The organism is Paenibacillus sp. FSL R5-0701 (assembly GCF_037973995.1).
Lineage (GTDB): Bacteria > Bacillota > Bacilli > Paenibacillales > Paenibacillaceae > Paenibacillus.
This window is the reverse complement of record NZ_CP150230.1, coordinates 3725511-3745720: the sequence shown is the minus strand read 5'-3', so window position 1 is coordinate 3745720 and position 20210 is coordinate 3725511. Positions and strand designations below refer to the sequence as shown.

12 protein-coding genes are annotated in these 20210 nt (G+C 42.7%); all 12 read right to left on the bottom strand.

Translation table 11 applies throughout. The features are described from left to right. Positions 1-24: 24 nt before the first annotated feature. The 12 genes from MKZ13_RS16445 to MKZ13_RS16390 all read right to left on the bottom strand — a co-directional run bounded on the left by MKZ13_RS16445 (position 25) and on the right by MKZ13_RS16390 (position 20076). Complete coding sequence (locus MKZ13_RS16445) at positions 25-1704, bottom strand: ABC transporter substrate-binding protein (protein WP_339176774.1); 1680 nt, start codon at positions 1702-1704, stop codon at positions 25-27. Positions 1705-1769: 65 nt separating this feature from the next. After that, the gene (locus MKZ13_RS16440; RefSeq protein WP_076210480.1) at positions 1770-2708 is read right to left on the bottom strand and encodes a carbohydrate ABC transporter permease; all 939 of its coding nucleotides are present in this window, start codon (positions 2706-2708) and stop codon (positions 1770-1772) included. Between the two features lie 15 nt (positions 2709-2723). Continuing rightward, positions 2724-3683 carry a sugar ABC transporter permease gene (locus MKZ13_RS16435; RefSeq protein WP_221821403.1) on the bottom strand — a complete coding sequence of 320 codons (960 nt, stop codon included), beginning with the start codon at positions 3681-3683 and terminating at the stop codon, positions 2724-2726. A gap of 184 nt (positions 3684-3867) precedes the next feature. Next, the gene (locus MKZ13_RS16430; RefSeq protein ID WP_221821402.1) at positions 3868-6039 is read right to left on the bottom strand and encodes an alpha-galactosidase; all 2172 of its coding nucleotides are present in this window, start codon (positions 6037-6039) and stop codon (positions 3868-3870) included. A gap of 65 nt (positions 6040-6104) precedes the next feature. Beyond that, complete coding sequence (locus MKZ13_RS16425; RefSeq protein ID WP_260632758.1) at positions 6105-7676, bottom strand: glycosyl hydrolase; 1572 nt, start codon at positions 7674-7676, stop codon at positions 6105-6107. A gap of 230 nt (positions 7677-7906) precedes the next feature. Then, the gene (locus tag MKZ13_RS16420) at positions 7907-9454 is read right to left on the bottom strand and encodes a response regulator transcription factor (RefSeq protein ID WP_221821401.1); all 1548 of its coding nucleotides are present in this window, start codon (positions 9452-9454) and stop codon (positions 7907-7909) included. Then, the gene (locus MKZ13_RS16415) at positions 9432-11234 is read right to left on the bottom strand and encodes a sensor histidine kinase (protein WP_221821400.1); all 1803 of its coding nucleotides are present in this window, start codon (positions 11232-11234) and stop codon (positions 9432-9434) included. The genes MKZ13_RS16420 and MKZ13_RS16415 overlap by 23 nt, the downstream gene beginning before the upstream one ends. A 266-nt stretch (positions 11235-11500) precedes the next feature. Further along, positions 11501-12460: a nitronate monooxygenase gene (locus tag MKZ13_RS16410; protein WP_221821398.1), complete on the bottom strand. Its 960-nt coding sequence runs from the start codon at positions 12458-12460 to the stop codon at positions 11501-11503. 38 nt (positions 12461-12498) lie between these two features. After that, a complete protein-coding gene (locus MKZ13_RS16405; RefSeq protein WP_221821396.1) occupies positions 12499-13626 on the bottom strand; it encodes an NtaA/DmoA family FMN-dependent monooxygenase in 1128 nt (375 codons plus the stop codon). Positions 13627-14043: 417 nt separating this feature from the next. After that, positions 14044-17847 (bottom strand): GH32 C-terminal domain-containing protein, encoded by a 3804-nt coding sequence (locus tag MKZ13_RS16400; protein WP_221821395.1) that lies wholly within the window; start codon positions 17845-17847, stop codon positions 14044-14046. A gap of 94 nt (positions 17848-17941) precedes the next feature. Beyond that, positions 17942-19534 carry a glycoside hydrolase family 32 protein gene (locus MKZ13_RS16395; protein ID WP_221821392.1) on the bottom strand — a complete coding sequence of 531 codons (1593 nt, stop codon included), beginning with the start codon at positions 19532-19534 and terminating at the stop codon, positions 17942-17944. 392 nt (positions 19535-19926) lie between these two features. Further along, the gene (locus MKZ13_RS16390) at positions 19927-20076 is read right to left on the bottom strand and encodes a hypothetical protein (protein ID WP_221821389.1); all 150 of its coding nucleotides are present in this window, start codon (positions 20074-20076) and stop codon (positions 19927-19929) included. Positions 20077-20210 lie beyond the last annotated feature (134 nt).

Here is a 20210-nt window from a genome sequence, read left to right as displayed (position 1 = left end):
TTCTGTCTATTCTCAATTGAATGCTTATTGACCGCTCCACAGTTTAACACGGTCTTTCACATATTGACCAAAAGCCTCTTCCATCTCTTCCACTCCAGCCTTTTCCAATTCCGCCATGTACTCATCCCAGACTTTATCAAAATTTTCTGGATTGGCCATTACAGCTTCGGGAATTCGTTTCCATGTGATATCCTTCATTTTGGCCATTAATATTGTCGCCTGGCTATCGCTTGGCAAAGCAATATTGTAAACCGCCCCGGCTTTTCTTTCAGGAAACTCTTCTTCTTTTGGAAAAAGATCTCTCCAGTGCTCGACTTTGTAAGCGGCCAAAGCATCTTTTTCGGGTGCACTGTAGGTCGCCGTTAAAAGGTCACTGTTCGTTTTCGTATAATAATTGCCTGTTGAGTCCTTAATTCCGTCACCATAATGAACCGATAGGTTCCAATACAGGCCGAGACCCGATTCCTTCATGTAAGCACTACCTTCGTTGTCCATCTTTTCTTGAACATCCTTCGGTACAGTTCTTTTTCCATTCTCTACAACGTAATCTTGTCCTTCGATCCCCCAGTTCATCAGAATCTGTCCTTCTTCCGAAGCCAGGTAATCCAAAAATTTGATTGCAGCCACAGGATCTTTGCACTCACTGGAAATCGCGATCCCATATCCTCCGTCAAACCCAGCGGACCAGAAATTAGTATCCTTGTACTCTTTAGACAACGTTACTGGATAATGACCGTAAGTCTGGTCAAATTTCCCTGCAGCCTTCAATGCCTGTTGAGCATCACCATAGTCCCATGCAGGGTCGATCAGGCCAAGCACACGTCCAGATGAAACCTTGGATTTGAATTGATCCGTCTTTTGGACAAAGCTTTCCTTATCCAATAAACCTATATCGTTCATATGGTTCAGCCAGCGGAAATATTCTCTTTCCTCTGGACGGCGGAAATGATAAGTTACATCAAAAGTTTCTTGGTCCACATAGTACTCTCCATCATCCGGTGCACCTGTCGTAAAAAATCCCATGTTCGTCACTTGATACATATGCCAGTCATCCGCATTAATGGTTAGTCCGATATTTTTGTTACCGTTATCATCTGTTGGGTGTTTAGCTATATAGTCTGTAAGGACCTTCTCGTAGTCCTTTACCGTACGAATTTCAGGATAACCAGCTTCTTTTACAACACGATGTTGAAGTTGGAAGCCACCGTCGGCTTTGAATTTACGTTCATCGATAGCAGACCAAGTTGGAATGGCATAGATGGCTTGATCCTCCAAACTATATTTGGCACGAACAATCTTATCGCCAAGCATCTTTTTAATATTAGGCGCATGTTCTTCAATCAGGTCCGTCAGATCGAGAACTGCACCTACATCCACTAACTTGCCAAGATCAGCCTTTGCAGCTATGAGATCGGGAACTTCACCAGTGGCAGCCATGATGGATACCTTTTGCACAGGGTCCCCCACTGCGAATTCAGCATCCAAAACGACACCTGTTTTCTCTGTGATGACTTTTCCTATACGGTCATTCATATTGTTCCAGTTAGGACTTCCATCCTCTGAAAAATAAGTAAGTGTGATAGGATTTGAGCCATCTTGACTTGCTGATTCCCCACCACCACTTCCACTGCAGGCTGCGAGCTGACTGAGCAACAGACCAGCTGAAAGTAGTGTTACTGCTGTTTTTCGGGTTCGCTTTCTCATAAAAACAACACTCCCCATGTTTCAGATAATTTAAGGATACAAAGTCATTTACGGTTAGAGTCTCATCAGCTTTTGACCGCACCTAGTGTCATGCCTTTTACAAAGTACTTTTGCAAGAATGGGTACACAATGAGAATAGGCACAGTTGCGATGATGGTAATCGCCATTTTGACAGCGTCAGGAGACACTTGCGACATCAATTGAGACATGTTTTCCCCACGTATATTGTTCGAGTTTGTGGTGGTACTCTGAAGCACTTTCATGAGCTCATACTGCAAGGTGGTCAGGGAGTCATTGGAACCATTATAAAGGTACGTATCAAACCAGGAATTCCATTGCCCGACAGCAAGGAACAAGGCTACGGTTGCAAGAGCAGGCTTGGTGAGCGGTAGTATGACACGCCAGTAAATGGTGAAATCGTTTGCCCCATCAAGCTTGGCCGATTCTTGCAAAGCATAAGGAATTCCATCAATGAACGAACGGATGATGAATATATTGAAGGCGCTTACGAGTCCTGGCAAAATATACACTGCGAACGTATTGATCAGATCCAGATTCTTGATCAAGATAAAACTAGGAATCAAACCGCCCGACACATACATTGTGATCGCCAGAAATACGGAAACAAATCGTCTTCCCTGAAACTCTCTACGAGCAAGTGTATAAGCAACCATCGAACCGCTTACTAGACCTGCCAGGGTTCCTATTAGAGTACGAAGCACCGATATTTTGAATCCCGTGATCAACCCCTCATAACTAAAGATGAGCTTATAATTTTCAAGAGTGAATTGTCTAGGGAAAATAGAAATACCGCCTCGAACAGTATCTACGGAATCGTTGAATGAAATGGCGAGCACATTCAAAAAGGGATATAGCGTCGCAATCGTAACGACTCCAATGAAAACATAAACAAAGGTGTCAAATATCAAGTCTTGGGGAGATTTTGCGCCTATCTTCGGTCGTTTGGGTGTGACGGAAGAAGTTGTCGGCTCGGATGCTTCCATGTCTGTTCCTCCTCCTTACATAATGCTTTCGTTAGCGAATTTTTTAAAGAGTCCATTCACGACGAACAGCAAAATCACGCTGATGACCGAGTTAAAGATACTAATAGCGGTACCAAAAGAATATCTCCCCATGGATAAACCGTAGTTCAACGCATACAGATCCAACACTTCGGAATAATCGCTAACCATGTGATTACCAAGCAAGAATTGCTTTTCAAATCCGATTCCTACGAGGTGGCCAATCGACATAATAAACAGTACGATGATTGTTGGCCTGATGCCTGGGAGTGTAATATGCCATATTTGTCTCATACGACTGGCGCCGTCTACCCTTGCTGCCTCATACAGTTCAGGACCAATCCCCGAAATGGCAGCCAAATAGATAATGGCGTTCCACCCTGTCTCCTTCCAAACATCGGCTCCGGTCACTATTCCCCAGAACAGTTGACCCTTGGCCATAAATTGTATCGGTTGGTCAATCAAATTCAGCCCCAAGAGCAAGTCGTTTATCGCGCCTCCGTCAGTTGACAGCATTTTGATGACGATCCCGGCGGCCACGACCCAAGACACGAAGTGAGGCAGGTAAGAAACAGTCTGTACGAAACGCTTCATAAACTGAACCCGTACCTCGTTTAGAACCACTGCGAACAATACAGGAAACACGAACCCAGCCACAAGCCCCATAAGGCTCATTGCCAGTGTATTTCTTAGCACCAAATAGAAATGCTCATCCTGAAACAGTGCTTGGAAATGATCGAATCCAACCCATTTTTGATCGAAAAAACCTTTGCCTGGTCTGTAGTTTTGAAATGCCATCGTCCATCCCCACAGAGGCAAATACTGAAATACAAACACCCAAATCACAAACGGAAATGACATCATGTACAGATATTTTTGATTCTTAAAGACTTTCCACTTTTGCGAATTTTTGTGTTTGCGTGTGCGGAACCTTCTCTCTTCTGTTATCGCTTTCATTTCATCCCCCCCTTTCCTCTTTCATCATAAAACGATTGTTATATTGGCGACATATCGGAGATCCAGTAGGATTTCATTCAATAATCTATACTATTTTCAGAAAAGACAATTTTGTTTTCATAAGTTGGTATAATAAAAATCCCCTGCATTAAACCAATGCAGGGGATTTTTATTATCGCCATATTTATTGAGTGGCGCTCAACTTGAACCATGCACTGGTATAATCTCCTGTAAGGGGAGGGATGATCAAGCCTGCTTGCATTAAACGATCCCCGCCGAAAGTTCCCATGTATCCACTCTCTCCACTCTCTCCAGTCACTTCATAAGTATACGAATGATCCAATCCTTTGAGCTGAAGTACATCAGCAGCAGGATTGGGCTTGGCTAAAACTCGAAAGTAAAATACGATAGCTTCGCATCGATTGTCCGAAACGAACATCCAGGAAGTTTCATTGCCTTGGAAAGGGCTCCGAAGTCTAAATAGATCCCCCTGTTGTATGAGAGAACGATGTTCTTTGTACATGGCAACCTGTTCTTTCACCTGGATTTTTTCGGCATCCGTGAATTTGGTCAGATCAAGTTCATAGCCAAAGTTTCCCGACATCGCAACGTCCCCTCTGAATTTAAGCGAGGTATCGCGGTGAACTTGATGGTTCGGCACGGCGGAGACATGAGCTCCGATGGTACTGACGGGATATACCAAACTGGTCCCGTATTGTATTTTTAAGCGTTCCACGGCATCCGTGTTGTCACTTGTCCAAGTCTGCGGCATGTAGTAGAGCATTCCGGGATCAAACCGACCTCCACCGCTGGAACAACTTTCGAATAAGATTTCCGGAAATGCAGTCGTCAGTTTATTTAAAAGTTCATAGAGCCCAAGCACGTACCGATGTGCAATCTCCTGTTGATTCTCGGGTAAAGCCGTTGCGGAACCAATTTCGGTCAACGCGCGGTTCATGTCCCATTTTACGTAAGAAACAGGTACGTTGGTGAAGATTTCAGCCAGTGCATCATACAAATAATCACGGACTTCCGGCCGTGAAAGATCCAATACCAATTGCCAGCGGGCTTCCGTCCGGCGACGGCCTTCAACGTGCAGGCACCAGTCGGGGTGCTTCCGGTACAGATCACTTTCGGGTGAGATCATTTCAGGTTCAAACCATAATCCGAATTGCAAGCCTTGGCGTTCAATCCGCTCTGCCAAATCACGCAAGCCGTTAGGAAGCTTTCTCCGATCTTCAACCCAGTCTCCGAGCGAACTATTGTCGCTGTCACGTTTGCCGAACCAGCCGTCATCAAGCACCAACAGTTCAATCCCCAGATGAGAGCCTGTCTCGGCAATCGCTTCAATCTTTTCTGCAGTGAAATTAAAATAAGTTGCCTCCCAATTGTTCACAAGAATCGGTCGCTCCTTGTCCCTATGCACGCCGCGGCATAAACGGTTCCGGTAGAGTCGATGATAGATTCGGGACATGCCTCCGATCCCTTCATTTGAATATACCAATACAGCCTCAGGAGTTTGGAAGGATTCGCCAGGAGGAAGTAGCCAACCAAAATCAAATGGATTCAGGCCAATGCCCAAACGAACAACACCAAAAGCATCCACTTCCGCTTCGGCATGGAAATTACCGCTATACACCAGATTTACAGCAAAAACCTCCCCATGATCCTCATCGGCTCCCGGGCTAACGACAGCCGCAAAAGGATTGTGCTGATGACTGCTCATTCCACGTTTGCTCCCAAGACTAGTACCTCCTGGGCCCAGGGGCCTGCGTTGAAGATGCGCCTCTCGAGCCCAATGACCCGCGAGGTATAACAATTCATAATGGCTCTTGCCATACAAATCAACATTGGCACTAAGCGCACGTAAAAGTTTGATCGTGCTGTGACCGTTGTTCTTAAAGTGAACTGACCTGGTAATAGCACCATCCCTGAAGATACAATATTTCAGAAGAACGGTGATTCCTGCGTACGCATCCTCCAGTTCCAGCTCCAAGGTATCTGCTTCATGGTCTGTTTCCGTATACACATACGGCAGACCATCAAGTGCTGGTTTACCAGCGCCGGTTGAGTACCCTTTGAAGCGTAGCTCTGTAATGCGGCTCCCGTCTTCAAGTAGAACTTGATAGGCAGGCGATCTGAAGTCACCTGTTCCATATTGCGGATATTCATGAGGCATGGAGCCTAGCTCCGTTTTTTCCAGACCTGGTACAAGTTTTTCAAGGTTTCCTTTCTCGGACAATCTTTGTCCCCAATATACCAGTAAAGGATAGCCGTCTATGATTTGAATAACATAACTGGTTACGCGGGATTGCAGATGAAAAATATGCTGTGACTCGTTAATATAAATAGCCATTACATGATTCACTCCTGTTAAACTAGATTGTTCCTGCTCAATAATAAAATGTATCCCTTTTCGATTTAGGGACTACCATACAATCCTTCGGGAAGTTCATCTAGCGTGATTACGTTGTCATGATTGTATACCTTTTTCAAATATTCCTTTGTATTCGTTTTTCCGTCGCGCAGATAATCTCCAGTCCAGGTATTGAAAAAGTTCCAATGTGCGCCGTAAGTCTGGAGCAGATCAGGATCCGGAATAGGCCCGTTTTCTGCAAGCGCTACAAGCTTTTTGTGCTTGCCCAAAAACAAGAGTTCATCATACATGGCAATGTTAGGGCTATGATCGCCCGCTGGATTGTAAACGTCGATACTTACAATGTCGACCATATCATCGCCCGGGTACCACTCCTCCTTCACAGAGTTCCAAACCCAAATGAGATTGTTTAACTGATGGTGATCGGTCAAGCGTTGGTACATTAGTCTATATAATTTTTTGGCAGGTTCGGGCCCTTTGGCTCCCCACCAAAACCAGCCGCCCTCTGCTTCGTGCAGTGGTCTCCAAAGTACGGGAATGTTATGATCCTGTAGCCGCTTCAACTGAACAGCGATGGCATCAATGTCTCGAATTAAAAGCTTGTAATCTTCCGATTCCGGATGATTCAGGGCATATTCTACATCGAAGGTTGTAAACTCGGTATTAAAACCTCGCCACCATTCGTGGCCCGGTTCGTTGCCGCCTATTCCCTTCGGCGCATTCCAATGCCAGCTTAATGATACTATTCCTCCGCGTTCGTACCATTCAATCATCTTCTCCACCTCGTTTGAGGTACTTCCATTTTCAACACGGGATGGAGAATAATCCATCAAATCACTGGAAACCAGCGCAGGGGATTTTCCTGTCTGCTTGTAGATCCACTTCGCATCTTCCAGTGTCTGCTGTCCTGAAATTATCTTCTTTCCATATTGGCTGGTCATAAAATCCAAGAGTGCTTTGGCTTGGGGAGTTGCTTTGGAATTACTTAAGGTATCCATCTTTATATCCTGTTTGGATACGTTGGGCTCTATACGTTTGAGCTTGATGTACTCAATACCATAGTATCCCCACCCCCGTAAGATTTGGATGGAGTTACTGCCTTGGTTCAGAAGCACTTTGGTCACCTTTTTTTCAGCACGGACCTGCCCTGGGTTGGGAGCATTAAGCATCAATTCACCAGCACCTGAACCATTCACTTGAATAGAGGTTGTTTTGTCCCCATTTCCTTCTGGAATGTAATATCCCAAGCTCAACTCATACAGGCCATCTTCCGGTGCTTCAACCTTGAATGCAGCGCTTCCTTTAGCTGAATTATCTTCTTCAAAAAAATAAGAAATGTAACCTTTGCCATCATATAACTTGTCCATTGCTTTGGCAGTTGTCCCGTCCCGTTTCTCAATCCCGTACCCTTCTAGCTGAGCATCTTTAAATGTTACTATTAATGCTTGTGTTTGATTAGGTTCAACAACAAATCCGGGTACCGTAATGGCTGCTTCCACCCTGGAATGAGTGAAACTCGACATGATGATGCCCAAAAAGAAAAAGGCCGATCCTAACATTAAATAGGTTTTATTTGACGCTGCATACCTTATCATTGAACCTGATTTAGTCTTCATTTTATGCCTCCCCTCCATTCATTACATTCCTGTTATCGCTTTCAATTGTTATGGTCCCTCCTTTCGTATCAACTATATTGGCTGAGGAGGCTCTGGGACATATCACAAATCTTAAATCCTTTCATTCTAAAATCCTTTGTATTTTCAGAAAATACATACCTTTTCATAAGGGAATTAAAAAACTCCCCTACTGTTCGTTACTTCCGTTCGTAGAGGAGCATGGTTTAAGGTTATTCTTTTTTTTGATAAAAAGAAGGTGACTCCCCTTCTAGTTTCTTGAATTTGGTGTAGAAATAATTGACGTTTGAATATCCTACCCTTTCAGCCACTTCGTAAACCTTCATATCCTGAGCCAGTAATTCTTTCGCTTTCTGAATCCGTATCCGATCAAGATAGGCGTTGAAATATTCCCCTGTGTAACTTTTGAAGAGTTGGCCCAGATAGGAACTACTGTAGTTAAACAATACGGCAAGCATTTCTAATCTTAGGTTATCCCCATAGTGCCGATCTATATAATCCAGCAATCGCTTCATTTCATTGTCTTTACTATTGTAATCTGCGCATCGAGCGAGCCTCTCCATAACAACAGAAATACGGTCGACGAGATCCTGAATATATCGGGAATGATATACTTCAGCAAGGAATTGGGCCGGGTCTCCTGGATAATCGCTTAAAGACCAGACACGGGAATGAATTTTTCGAACTGTTTCATTAGCAAGATAGAAGAAACGGTCACGGATCTCCTTTTCATCAGCCTGATTAGCTACTTGTTGTAATGCTATTTCGTTCAAAAATGACGAGATTGCACTTGCATGCCCAACATCGACCAGATAATGCAACCTGAAAGCTTCTTCCTCCTTATTTGACATAGATAATACTGAAGAATGGACAGTTTCCTGTCGATAGCTTTCTGGTGTTTCCTCAGTGAGAAGCCTTCCTCTGTCATAGAAAAAACTACGCTCCAAAAGGGATTTTGCTGTTCTAAACGAATGAACAACTTCCTCAAGAGACCGCACGGGCTGCCCTACTGCTATGTCCATTTCAAATCGAAGCTCACCTGATAAGAGCTGGAGATTCTTGTGAAGCTCGGTCCATCCCAATTCGCTAACAGGAGAGTTACTTAGCAATAAAACAATGTATGGTGCAAAATATAAAACGAACCCTTGACGTTCCGAAGTGTAGGTTCTGCTGACTACATTTTTGAAATTCTGAATTTGTTCGCTTTCTTCTGGATCTGAACCTGAGAACCCGATTAAAACGATCTGATACGTAGTCCAGCTGATTTCAAATGAGTCTGACCACTTACTCAAAATGGAATCCTCTGAAGCATGATTACCGGTTAGTAGAGAATAAAGTATCCATTCCGGTGTATTCGTTTTTTGTAACATATTTTTTTTCTGCACGTTTGAGAGCTGTTCATGAATCTTTTGAAGTGATGCTGATAGTTCTTCCTTGTTTACAGGTTTGAGCAGATATGCTTCAACACCGAATTGAAGAGCTTGCCGCGCGTACTCAAAATCGGCGTAACCACTGAGTATAATGACATGACTGATCCAGCCACGGTGACGGATCTGCTGAAGGAGTTCCAATCCGTCCATGCCTGGCATACGTATATCAACCAACAATACGTCGGGAATCGTTTCTTCGAATATTCGGAGAGCCTCATTTCCACCAGCTGCCGTTCCAATCACTTCAAATCCCAATTCCCTCCAAGGTATTAACGTTTGTAACCCCAAACGTAGTTTGGGTTCATCATCAACAATGATCACGGAGAACATCAGGTTCCCCTCCTTCCTTCGGAATACAAAATGTGAAGCAGGTGCCTCTGCCCTCTGTGCTTTCAATTGAAAGCCTTGAACGTGTACCGTAGGTAAGTTCTAATCGGTCGTTCACGTTACGTAGCCCAATACGATCCCCGGCTTCATCGGAGTTCATTAACTGTTTTTTTATCTCATTCATTTTCTTTGGAGGTATACCCGCACCATCATCATGGATTTCTACAAATAACGTCCCCTGATCGTTAACCTTCGTTCGAACAGTGATCAACGTTGGACCCTCTTTGCGATCCAACCCATGGAGTATCGAGTTCTCAACCAAAGGTTGAATGATAAGTGGGGGGATTTCAATGTGTTCGCTTGCTGGGTCGATTTCCATAATGTATTGAAGTCGGTCTTCGTACCGGAATTTTTGAAGTTCCAAGTAACAACGAACCATGTTTAACTCATCTGAAAGTGGGATCTGGCGACTTCCGACCTCTAAACTATTTCGGATCAACACGCTAAGCTGCCATACAGCTTGGGCTAAACCCTCTTCCCGGCGAAGATGTGCTTCCATTCGAATGGACTCAAGTGTATTAAACAGGAAGTGGGGATTGACCTGGCTCGCTAACATCTTAAATTTAATATCATTTTGTTTTTGTAATAGTGTCTGTTTCTGCTGGTTACTCTCTTCCACTTCCAACATTAGTTCACTGATTCGATGAACCAGATCATTGAATTGTCTGGAGAGTTGGCCGATTTCATCTTTTCCATCGAGGTCAAGATAAGTATCCCAGGACACCGTACCTACTCGGGACATGTGCTTACTAAGTCGAAGCAATCTTCTCGCAATAAATGATGCCGAAACATAAACAAGCAAAACTGCGATGATTAGACATCCACCTATAACAAATGTAGCCAATCGTATGATAGCGTTTGCATCATGTAGAATCTCAGACACGGTAAAAACGGAAATGATACGTAGTCCATTCCAACTATTCTGTGGAGTTATGTTTGCTATAACCACCTTCGAATTTTTCCCATCCATAACAGCTTCGTAGCTACCCTCCGTTTGAGACAACATATTACTCCCGGCATGCACAGAGGCAAGGTTTTTACCGTAGAGATCAGGGCGGTTGGCTGCCACAATATTGTTGTTGTCATCCACGATCATCGTTGAGAAAGTCTCTTGGGATAGGATAGAGTTTAGCAAATCAGAATTCACATTAATCACCAAAACACTTTCATTTTTCAACTCATCCAGATTGATTTTTCGAACCAGACTTAGATAATGTCTATGATCACGCTCATCCTGAATATAGTCCCAACCTGCAAGCCCCTTTTGACTCAAGGCGGCTCTATACCACTCAGACTGTTTCGTTTGGTCGTCTGGCTGCATAAATTCCCAATTATTAAGCATTGTTGAATTAGACGTATATAACCGAATTGATTTTATTTCCTTATACAGCCGCATATAATCCCGAATGTCAGTATATTGACGATAGGTTTGGATAACTTCGTTATAACTTTCATAATTGCGGCTTGCTATGGACTTCATTCGGTTATCATTGGAGAGTTGATAGGAAATATCAATAGCTACATTGATAACTTCCTCGGTCCTTTTCTGTACACGCTCCACGTTATTGGTTGCTTGTTCAGCGGCATTCAGGATCATGACTTCCTTCAGCTTGCTTGTTAGATAGATACCACTTATTAAAAGTGGGAGTACGGCCACGGTTATAAAGATCAATGATAGCTTACTTTTAAGTCTGATGTCATTTAGTACTCGGATAAAGCGCATAGCACGGGCCTCTTTCCTATATGTAGTTCCGATAATGATGGATGAAATTCACATATGATTAATATTGTACTATTTCCTTTTTACATAAAGCCAAATCTACTCTTCTCTTTTTGAATAGTCAATGAAACATTTTATATGGGATCGAGAGGGTCCGATTGGTTCGTAGTAGGTCAGAGTTATTTCATATCGAGTTTTTCTAACTAATAATAAACCAAGCAACCGATCATATGATCGGCTGCTTGGTGAGGGTAAGTCTATCAAGGCAATTATTTAAAATCTTGCATTAAATCATCGATGACTGCTTTTACAGTTCTAATCTCTTTAATTGGTGTAATTCCTGTGCCGACAGTAATATAGCCATCGTCTGTATTGCCTTCTAGCATTCCGATCCGCATTCCAATTGATCCACGCATCAATTTTGCTGTTTCTTCACGACTGGCACCTTGTTTATCCATATCGACTAGTTTATTCGCCAATTTAGTAGGTAAAGAACGATAGTATGCTGGTAAAGTACGGAACATTAGTAAATCTTCTGCTGTAGCATCTACAATCATTTGTTTCACCTTTTCTGCTGCTGGATTTTCTTTTGTTGGAATAAACACACTGCCAGCAAACACACCTTCAGCGCCTAAAGCAAATGCGGCACGCACTCCTCTAACGTCTCCAATACCACCAGCTGCCATTACAGGAATATTTATAGCATCTACAATCATGGGAACAATCGAAAATGTTCCAATAACTCGTTCTGGAACCGTACCCCCTTCATCAAATCCAGTCGCTACATAAACATCGATTCCAAATTGTTCTGCAGCTTTTGCATTTTCAATAGTAGGCGTAAGGGGTCTATAAACAATTTTAATATTGTTTTCTTTTAATGGTTTAAAGATTCTTTCATCCAGTATATCATTCACCAGAACAACAGGAACTTTCTCGTCAATAACTGTTTCTATAAGTGGCCATGTGTAAGCTAAATCACGATTCACGATCAATGGAATGCCAAATGGCTTATTCGTTAAAGATTTGGTTTTTTGTATTTCAGTTCTCATTCTTTCCGCACTTATTTCGGGTGAGCGGGTTATATCAACCTGACCGGCATTTGGACCTAGAAATCCTAATCCACCTGCATTGCTTATTGCTGCAACCAATTCGGCATTAGTAACCCAAGACATTGGTCCTTGTATAATTGGCTTTTTAATATCTAATATTTCACATACTCTGTTAGTCATTTTATCTGTTCTCCTCTTGTTAAACGAATTTTATATTATTACTTCGTGTATTTATTTTCTGGGTAAGGTAGACCTAAATTTCCCCGAAGTGTGTCGTCCTCATATTCCTTACGGAATATGCCTCTATCTTGCAAGATAGGAACAACCAATTGGATAAAGTCCTTAAATCCTGCCGGATGATCTTGTCTAATCAGCAAGATATCCATGATGCCTTCTCGATACCAATGTTCGATTTGTTCGGCAACCTGCTCTGCCGATCCTATCAATCCAGGTTTCGGCATTCGATAACTTTTAGGCATCCATGATTCAATTTCCCTTAGCTTTTCCAGGGCTTCTTGTTCCGTTCTACCAACGATCGGGTTGTGAGAAGGCATCATCAACAGGTCATATGGTGAACGCCCTTGATTTTGAACTTTACGTTTAAGTTCATTAGTGAATGCCTTGAGATATTCCAAATCATGTCCTGGTGCCATGATGACTTCGGCATGCTGTGCAGCAATATCCATGAACTCCGGTGAGGTGCCCGCTTGAAAGACCACTGGTCTTCCTTGCCTCGATCGACTGATGTTTAAGGGACCCTCCACGGAAAAGTAATTCCCGGTATAATCTAGCGGATGCATTTTAAGCGGGTCATAAAATATCCCACGTTCCTTATCACGTATAAAGGCATCATCTTCATACGAGTCCCAAAGTCCTTCAACAATCTCCAAAAACTCTTTTTTCATGGGATAAAGATCTGCTTTCTTCAGATGGGACTGACTGTAATTGGCTAATCCTCCAGGATTGGAGGTAATTGCATTCCACCCTGCTCTGCCTTTGCTAATCTTATCAAGGGAAGCGATTTGCCTAGCAACCGTAAAGGGATCAGCGTATGAAGTCGCTATCGTTGCGGTTAAACCAATGGAATGAGTCACCATACTCAATGCAGATAGAATGGATACACCCTCAAACATGCTTAGATAGTGCGGGATCATGCCAGGTCCGATATGACTTACGTCTGCCAAAAAGATCAGATCGAACTTTCCTTGTTCAAGTTGTATGGCTTTCTGTACGTAATACTCAATATTTTCACTGGCATCTGCTGGAATATGAGGGTGTCTCCAACCCGTGTAATTCCATCCCACGCCATCAATAATTCCTCCTAGTTTAAGCTTTCTTTCTTCCATAATTGAATGATCTCCTTTTCACGAGTTCACTTACTTTCCTTGTAGAACACCTAATTCCTTAGCCAATAATTTATGCCCTTTCTTCCGACTCTCTTGATTCGGATAGAAGTCAGCGCTCCGTTACTCCTTGCCCTCTTAAGTTTATTATTTAGCTTGCTAACTATAGGAGTGAAAATATTTGGTTGTGAGCCAATCTTAAGCGTAATCGTTTCGTTTGCAAAGAGGGCAATTTAAATGAACATAGTACATCTTTTTGTACGTATAGAATGAGTCTGTCTTTCAAACCCAAAAGGCCATCCTTTGTTGGATGGCCGTGTGTGCTTTGATAAAAACCTCCAGTTGTCGTCCCCTTTGAGTCTATCCCAACCAATATAATTGGAATATCTATGAGATACGCCATCATGGAATATATCTTGATTATTTCGCTAATATCCATTTTTGTCGATCAAGTGATGGATTCAGTTCACTCAGGAAGAGTTCGGTCCCATCTTCCGATACTTCTAATGCTACTTGATGATGAGCTGAAGTAATATGAACGGATCCGTCTTTGTTCTGGTGAAGGACCCAACGCTGGTTGTTATATCCTAAGTAATGATACAGCTGAAGTTTGTTTTGCCCTATATCCAGATCAAGCGTCTGACCGGCCGTAGTACGAATCGAATACGATCCTGCTTCGTCGCCTGTCGGAACAAATACCCACTTCTGGGTGGAGGCTGCACTTGCATCTTGCAAGGTAACCGGCTCCCCGTTGACAAGGTTAGCTGTGTAAATGGATTTCTGCGTTGCGGCATTTACAAGGCTGGACTTGGTGAGGTTTGCAGGTTCACCGTTGCTCACATTGACGTTCTGATAAGATGCGGAGCCGCCAAATACATGGAGTCCAAAGTGACCTTCTGCAAAAGTACCATCCATGATATCTATGACTTTTTGACTGTCCACGTGAACTATAATATGCGGACCATTCGCTTCTATTTTCACCTTATACGTATGACCTGGCTGAATGAACGTTGGTACTTTTGCAAGAACCTGCCGTTCTTCAAATGCTCCATTGATTTTGTAGAACAGACGGATTGCCTTCATGTTAGGGTCTAGATTCAGATAATAACCACTTCGACCATCTTCGCTAGCCCTGAACAAAATAGAACCTGCCCCCCCTGTTTCACCGAGCATCATGTCTGCTTCATACGTAAAATTCCCAGCCTTCTCTTTGGCAATATAATTCGCATCGCTAAAATATTTACCACGAATCCCATGTTCACTAACTAACCATGAAGCAGCAGACAGATCTTTAGCCCATCCACTCAGGTTTGTCCGGAACTCGCCACCTGAGACTTTAACGAGTACACTAGTGGAAGTTTTGCCATTCGGAGTAGATACGGTGACTGTGGACTCCCCTTCTTTTTTTGCCTTAATAACTGCTTGTGAATTATCTACCAAGTCTATGGCTATTACTTCGTTATTACTGGAATTCCACTTCAGCGGTTGAACGCCTAAACCCGGACCATACTCGACCATCGCCTGCAGTGTATCCGACTCGCCTACCCCCAATTCCCGAACGGTTGTATCCATCTTTATTTGAGCTTTTGAAGGAATGTCCCCATTCCAGACAGAGTCAAGTTGATGCACTTTCAGGGAAATAACGTTCACATTCCCACCTTTCACGTAAAAACTCATCGCTCTACTCGCAGGATCCGGAAATATAACATCTGAGAAGACAACTTTGCCGTCGTTACCAAAGGCTTCAACAGAAGACTCATCCACAAGAATACGCATCTTGATCCGATTATTCTCCATTTGCGTAGCCGCTTCATGTTTCTTGCTGAAAAGGTTAGAAAAATCCGTTTCACCGGATGCAGTTCGGTCCACAAACATACGACTATCGCTTGCCTTATAACCCACGACTGTCTTCTGATTTGCACCCTCACGAATGTTAAAGCCAAACTCGGTCGCTGTACTGGTTTCAGGGATTTCAATTTCAGCTTCAATTTCGTAAGCACCTGAAATAATACCTTTTAGCAGATTCCCGGAAGAAGGACTCACCGACTTGTTAGAAGCAGAGTACAACGGTTTTCGCAGTGATTCCAATTCTTTGATTGGACTTTGCGCCATCCGAATTCCATCTTTGGTTGTTACCAATGATACTTCTCTCGGAATGGTTAGTTCACCTTTCCAATTGGACGTTGGGAAAGCGAACGGATAGTCCCAATTCGTCATCCACGCCATCATCACTGTGCGATGATCAGGCATATTAGCGAAAGACATCGAAGCGTAAAATTCTTTACCAAAATCTGTTCTTAACACCTTACCTGCCGGATTATCGTTCACGAATTTACCATCAGCTGTTAAATGACCGATAAAATACTCGGCATCTGATCCGCCTGTTTTGGGATTCGCTCCTGTACTGATCATCATAACCCACTTCTTCTGTGATGTTCCGTCTACCGGAAGCTGGAACAGATCAGGGCATTCCCATACTCCTCCGCGGACGTAATCCCCATATCCCCAATTATCTGTCAATGTCCAGTCAAGTAAATTCGTTGACGTGTAGAAACGAATATGATCTCCTCCGGATACAACCATAACCCAGCGGTTATTCTCATCATCACGGATCACTTTCGGATCTCGGAAATCCCAATTCCCAGCTTCATTTCCGCTCTTACCCGGGTTCTCAATCACAATCGGGCGTTCCTTCGAATACTCCCAAGTACGACCTTGGTCTTTACTGTATGCCAGACCTATACGCTGGTTCCCATTCGGGCTATCCGGATTAAAGGAAGTATAGTATGCAATAAGGCCCTTACCTCCTGAATCTCCGAATAAACCAGATGCATTTGTCATATCCGCAACAGCCGACCCAGACCAGACATGTCCGTGATCATTCCAGGGAAGTGCAATCGGAAGTCGTTTCCAGTTCAGCATATCTTTACTTACCGCATGCGCCCATGTTCCTCCATCCTGATGGAAGAGATGATATTCTCCTTCGAAGTAGACAAGTCCATTCGGATCACTCGCTGAACCACGTATTGGCGTGTAGTGATATTGTGGACGATATATCTCATTGTAATATTGGCTCAGTTCCGTCACATAAGTATCCTGGAAGTAAGCCGTCCCCTTTTTTACGACGATTCCAGTACTTCCACTCCTGTAGGTTGAATCTTTCACGTCAATCGCGGCCGTAGTGTATCCGTCCAGGAAGACCTGAATTCGATCTCCCTTTGCCTTGATTTCCACATGATGTTTGGCTCCCATCTGACTCGGATAAGTACGTTGCGAACTTGCAATTACGGTCCCTTTTGTATTCGTCAAACTTACACGGACCTGATCTCCTTCCTTCGTAAGAGTAGCTTCATATCCTTCAGCTCCATCGCTTGAAGATCGAAATGCGAGAGCTGCAATAGAATCAGGACGAAGGGTAATATTCCCTTCATAGACCATATCAGTCGCATTTTTATTATAGACTTGCTGTGCTTTGCTCTCCTGTTCTACCGCCCCTCTTTTTCCGTTGATATCAGGCTGCCATGTTCCCTTGCTAGAAAGCACCGTACCCAAATTACCTTTCAGATCGCTCACCACGATGTTCGAAAACAAGGCGGATCCATCCCATACATGGAGTCCAAGCTTTCCGCTTTGATACGAAATGTCTTGAACATCAATTAATGGTTTGTATTGATTGCCCCAATATACTTTTAGCGAGGAACCCACTGCTTTCACTTTGAGATGATAGATTGGCCCCATTTCAACAGAAACTTTACGCTCCTCCTTTAATTTCCCATCTCCATTTCTTGCATCTCTTAACCGAATCAGACCTGCGTCCGGAACAATTTGCAACATGTACGAGCTAAAGCCATCCTCATTAGAACGAAACAACAATGTTGCGTCTGCCTTCGTATCCCTGATCATGACATCAGCTTCATAGATAAAATCTTCGGACACCGTCTCTGAGATGGCCATTACATTTTCTTTAGGCTGTGAAGTTAGCAGGATTCCTTCTGAAGTATCCTCTAATCCCCCTTTTCCTTTCACTTGCCAGCCTATCAAATTGGTATTTAATTTGGATGCGCTTTCAAAAATATCAAGCTCCTCCTTTGCCTGTTTATTTGTTTCCTGATCAGCGAGTACAGCACTAGCCGCAATTGATTTAGATGTAAAAATACCGTTTGAAGTCAGAGCTAATCCGGTTGCCATCAGAAGACATATTGCATATTTAGATTTATCTTTCATTCCATACCCTCTTTTCTAATAATATTGTAAAGTTATTGCCCCGCGGAAACGGGTAAAAGTCCACTTAGCCCTAAATTGGTTTTGGACACCCAGTTCAGTCCGGTTGATTTTCCCAAATGCTTACGAGATCATTGATTTGAAGCGACATGACTTTTAGTTCTCCACCAATGGCATAGAGTTCCAGTCCTCTACTTTCCAAGTCGGGGAAAATCGTGTCTGAAATGATAGTTGTCCCGTTGTTGCCAAAGATCTCTATGCTTGACCAATCAACATAGATGCTCAATCGTATCCGTTTATGCTCTGGCTTCATGAGGGCCTTGTGTTTTGCAGCAAAATCGGGATGAAAATCAACAGTGTTTGACTTCGTCCGATCGACAAACAACTCCTCATTCAAGACATTATATCCGATGACTGTCTCTTGGTTGGAAGAGGTAGACTTTCGCACCTTGAACCCAAATTCTATTGCATTACCAATTTCGAATTCCGCAATAATTTCCATCTTTGCAGCAGAAACAGCAGACAAAACGTTCATATCCGGTTTAATTGTAATGTCTTGTAGAGACAGAATTGATCTTCTAAGTTGATTTAACTCAGTTATGGGTGCTTGAATTAAGCGAAGTCCTTCCGAATACGTCCTAAGTTGAATCTCTCTTGGAATTGACATATGGCCACGCCATTCTTTAGAAGGAAGAGTGGAAGCGTAACGCCAATTATTCATCCAGCCGACCCAAATCTTTCGCCCATCCTCATTCGGGATACCATCCCAGGTCACGGCCGCGTAAAAGTCAGATCCGTAATCTATCCATTGGATTGTTTCGAATGATTCCAATGTTTCATCTAGTGTAAAAACCTTACCATCAAAGTGACCTATAAAATACATCATGCCAGAACCGCCTGCGGGTGGTTCTGAATCGTTTGGATTTACGCCATTTCTATCTCCGACACTTAGTGTCAGAATCCATTTCGTGGTATTGGGGTTCTCATCCACTTGGATTTTAAAAACATCAGGACATTCAAATATTCCACGATGGATGCCAGGAATATCAGAACCGAAACCGCTTGCAAAAGACCAATCCTTAAGATTTGAAGATGTGTAAAATTCTACACGGTCGCTTACAGCCAGAACCATTACCCAGTTTGAAGATTCTTCATGCCAGAATACTTTTGGGTCTCGAAAGTCTAGCGTATCCGTGGGGAATAAAACAGGGTTACCTTCATATTTTGTCCAGGTTCTACCTTTGTCCTTGCTGTAAGCGATGCTTTGAACCTGCGGTTTACCGGGTTGAGCGCTGTTATCGTTATTAGTATAAATAGCTACCAATCCTGATCCTGCTTCGTTGAAGAATCCACTGGTATTGTTCTTATCGACTACCGCACTTCCCGAAAAGATCGCGCCATCTTCCCCAGGCGAGATGGCTGGTGGAAGTTCATCCCAATGTATTAAATCATTACTTACTGCATGCCCCCAATGCATTCTGCCGAAGTCAGGCTGCGTATCATGAGGAGTATATTGGTAGAAAAGGTGATATTCTCCTTCGTAATAAACCATTCCGTTAGGATCGTTAATCCAATTTCCCTTAGGGGAATAATGTATTTGCGGTCTGTATTCATTTTTATAAATAAAGTGTTCTGGATCTTTGCTGATACTATTTTCACCTGATAGATGTACTTTTTTAATTTTATTCACGCTCCCTTAAGCTACTTAGAATCTAAAAGAAGAAATATGCATTCCTTATTAACAAAATAATCCACTCGTTTTCATTTGTCAAAGTATTTTTGTTTAAATGAACACTATTTTTTATGTATATATCTGTTTTAGTTTACATTTGCACAATTTATGACTGATTATAGAAAATAAAAATTTTTATTTAAGTTGATCTAATCATTTTTTTAATGCTTTAAACCTAATGGTTTACAAATGTAAAAATGGTTATATCTAAACTTCTCTTTACTTGTTCAACAAAATATCGTTAGTATTAAACCCAATTTTACCGATAAAACAAAAAAGCCGCTAAAATAGCGACTTCAATAGGAGTATATTTTTATTCATGACATGTTCTAAATAAATTTAACGTCTCTTTATGCTTTAACAACTTCAACCTTTTTATCCCCTGCTGACTTCGCCACCTCTAACGTTGTGTTACTTTGGATAGTGATTATTACGCCGGTAGCCAGCATAGAAACGATTAAAGCTGCGCTGAGGGCTGTGGAAATTTTCTTCTTAACCATAATCATACCTCCGATATCTATTATGTTGTAATAAGCGGCTCAAAGAACTATGATGAGCCGAGTGTGACTAGATATTACAATATTTCACTTTTTTGTTGGGTAATCTACCTGTTGATTGTATTATAACGTACTGC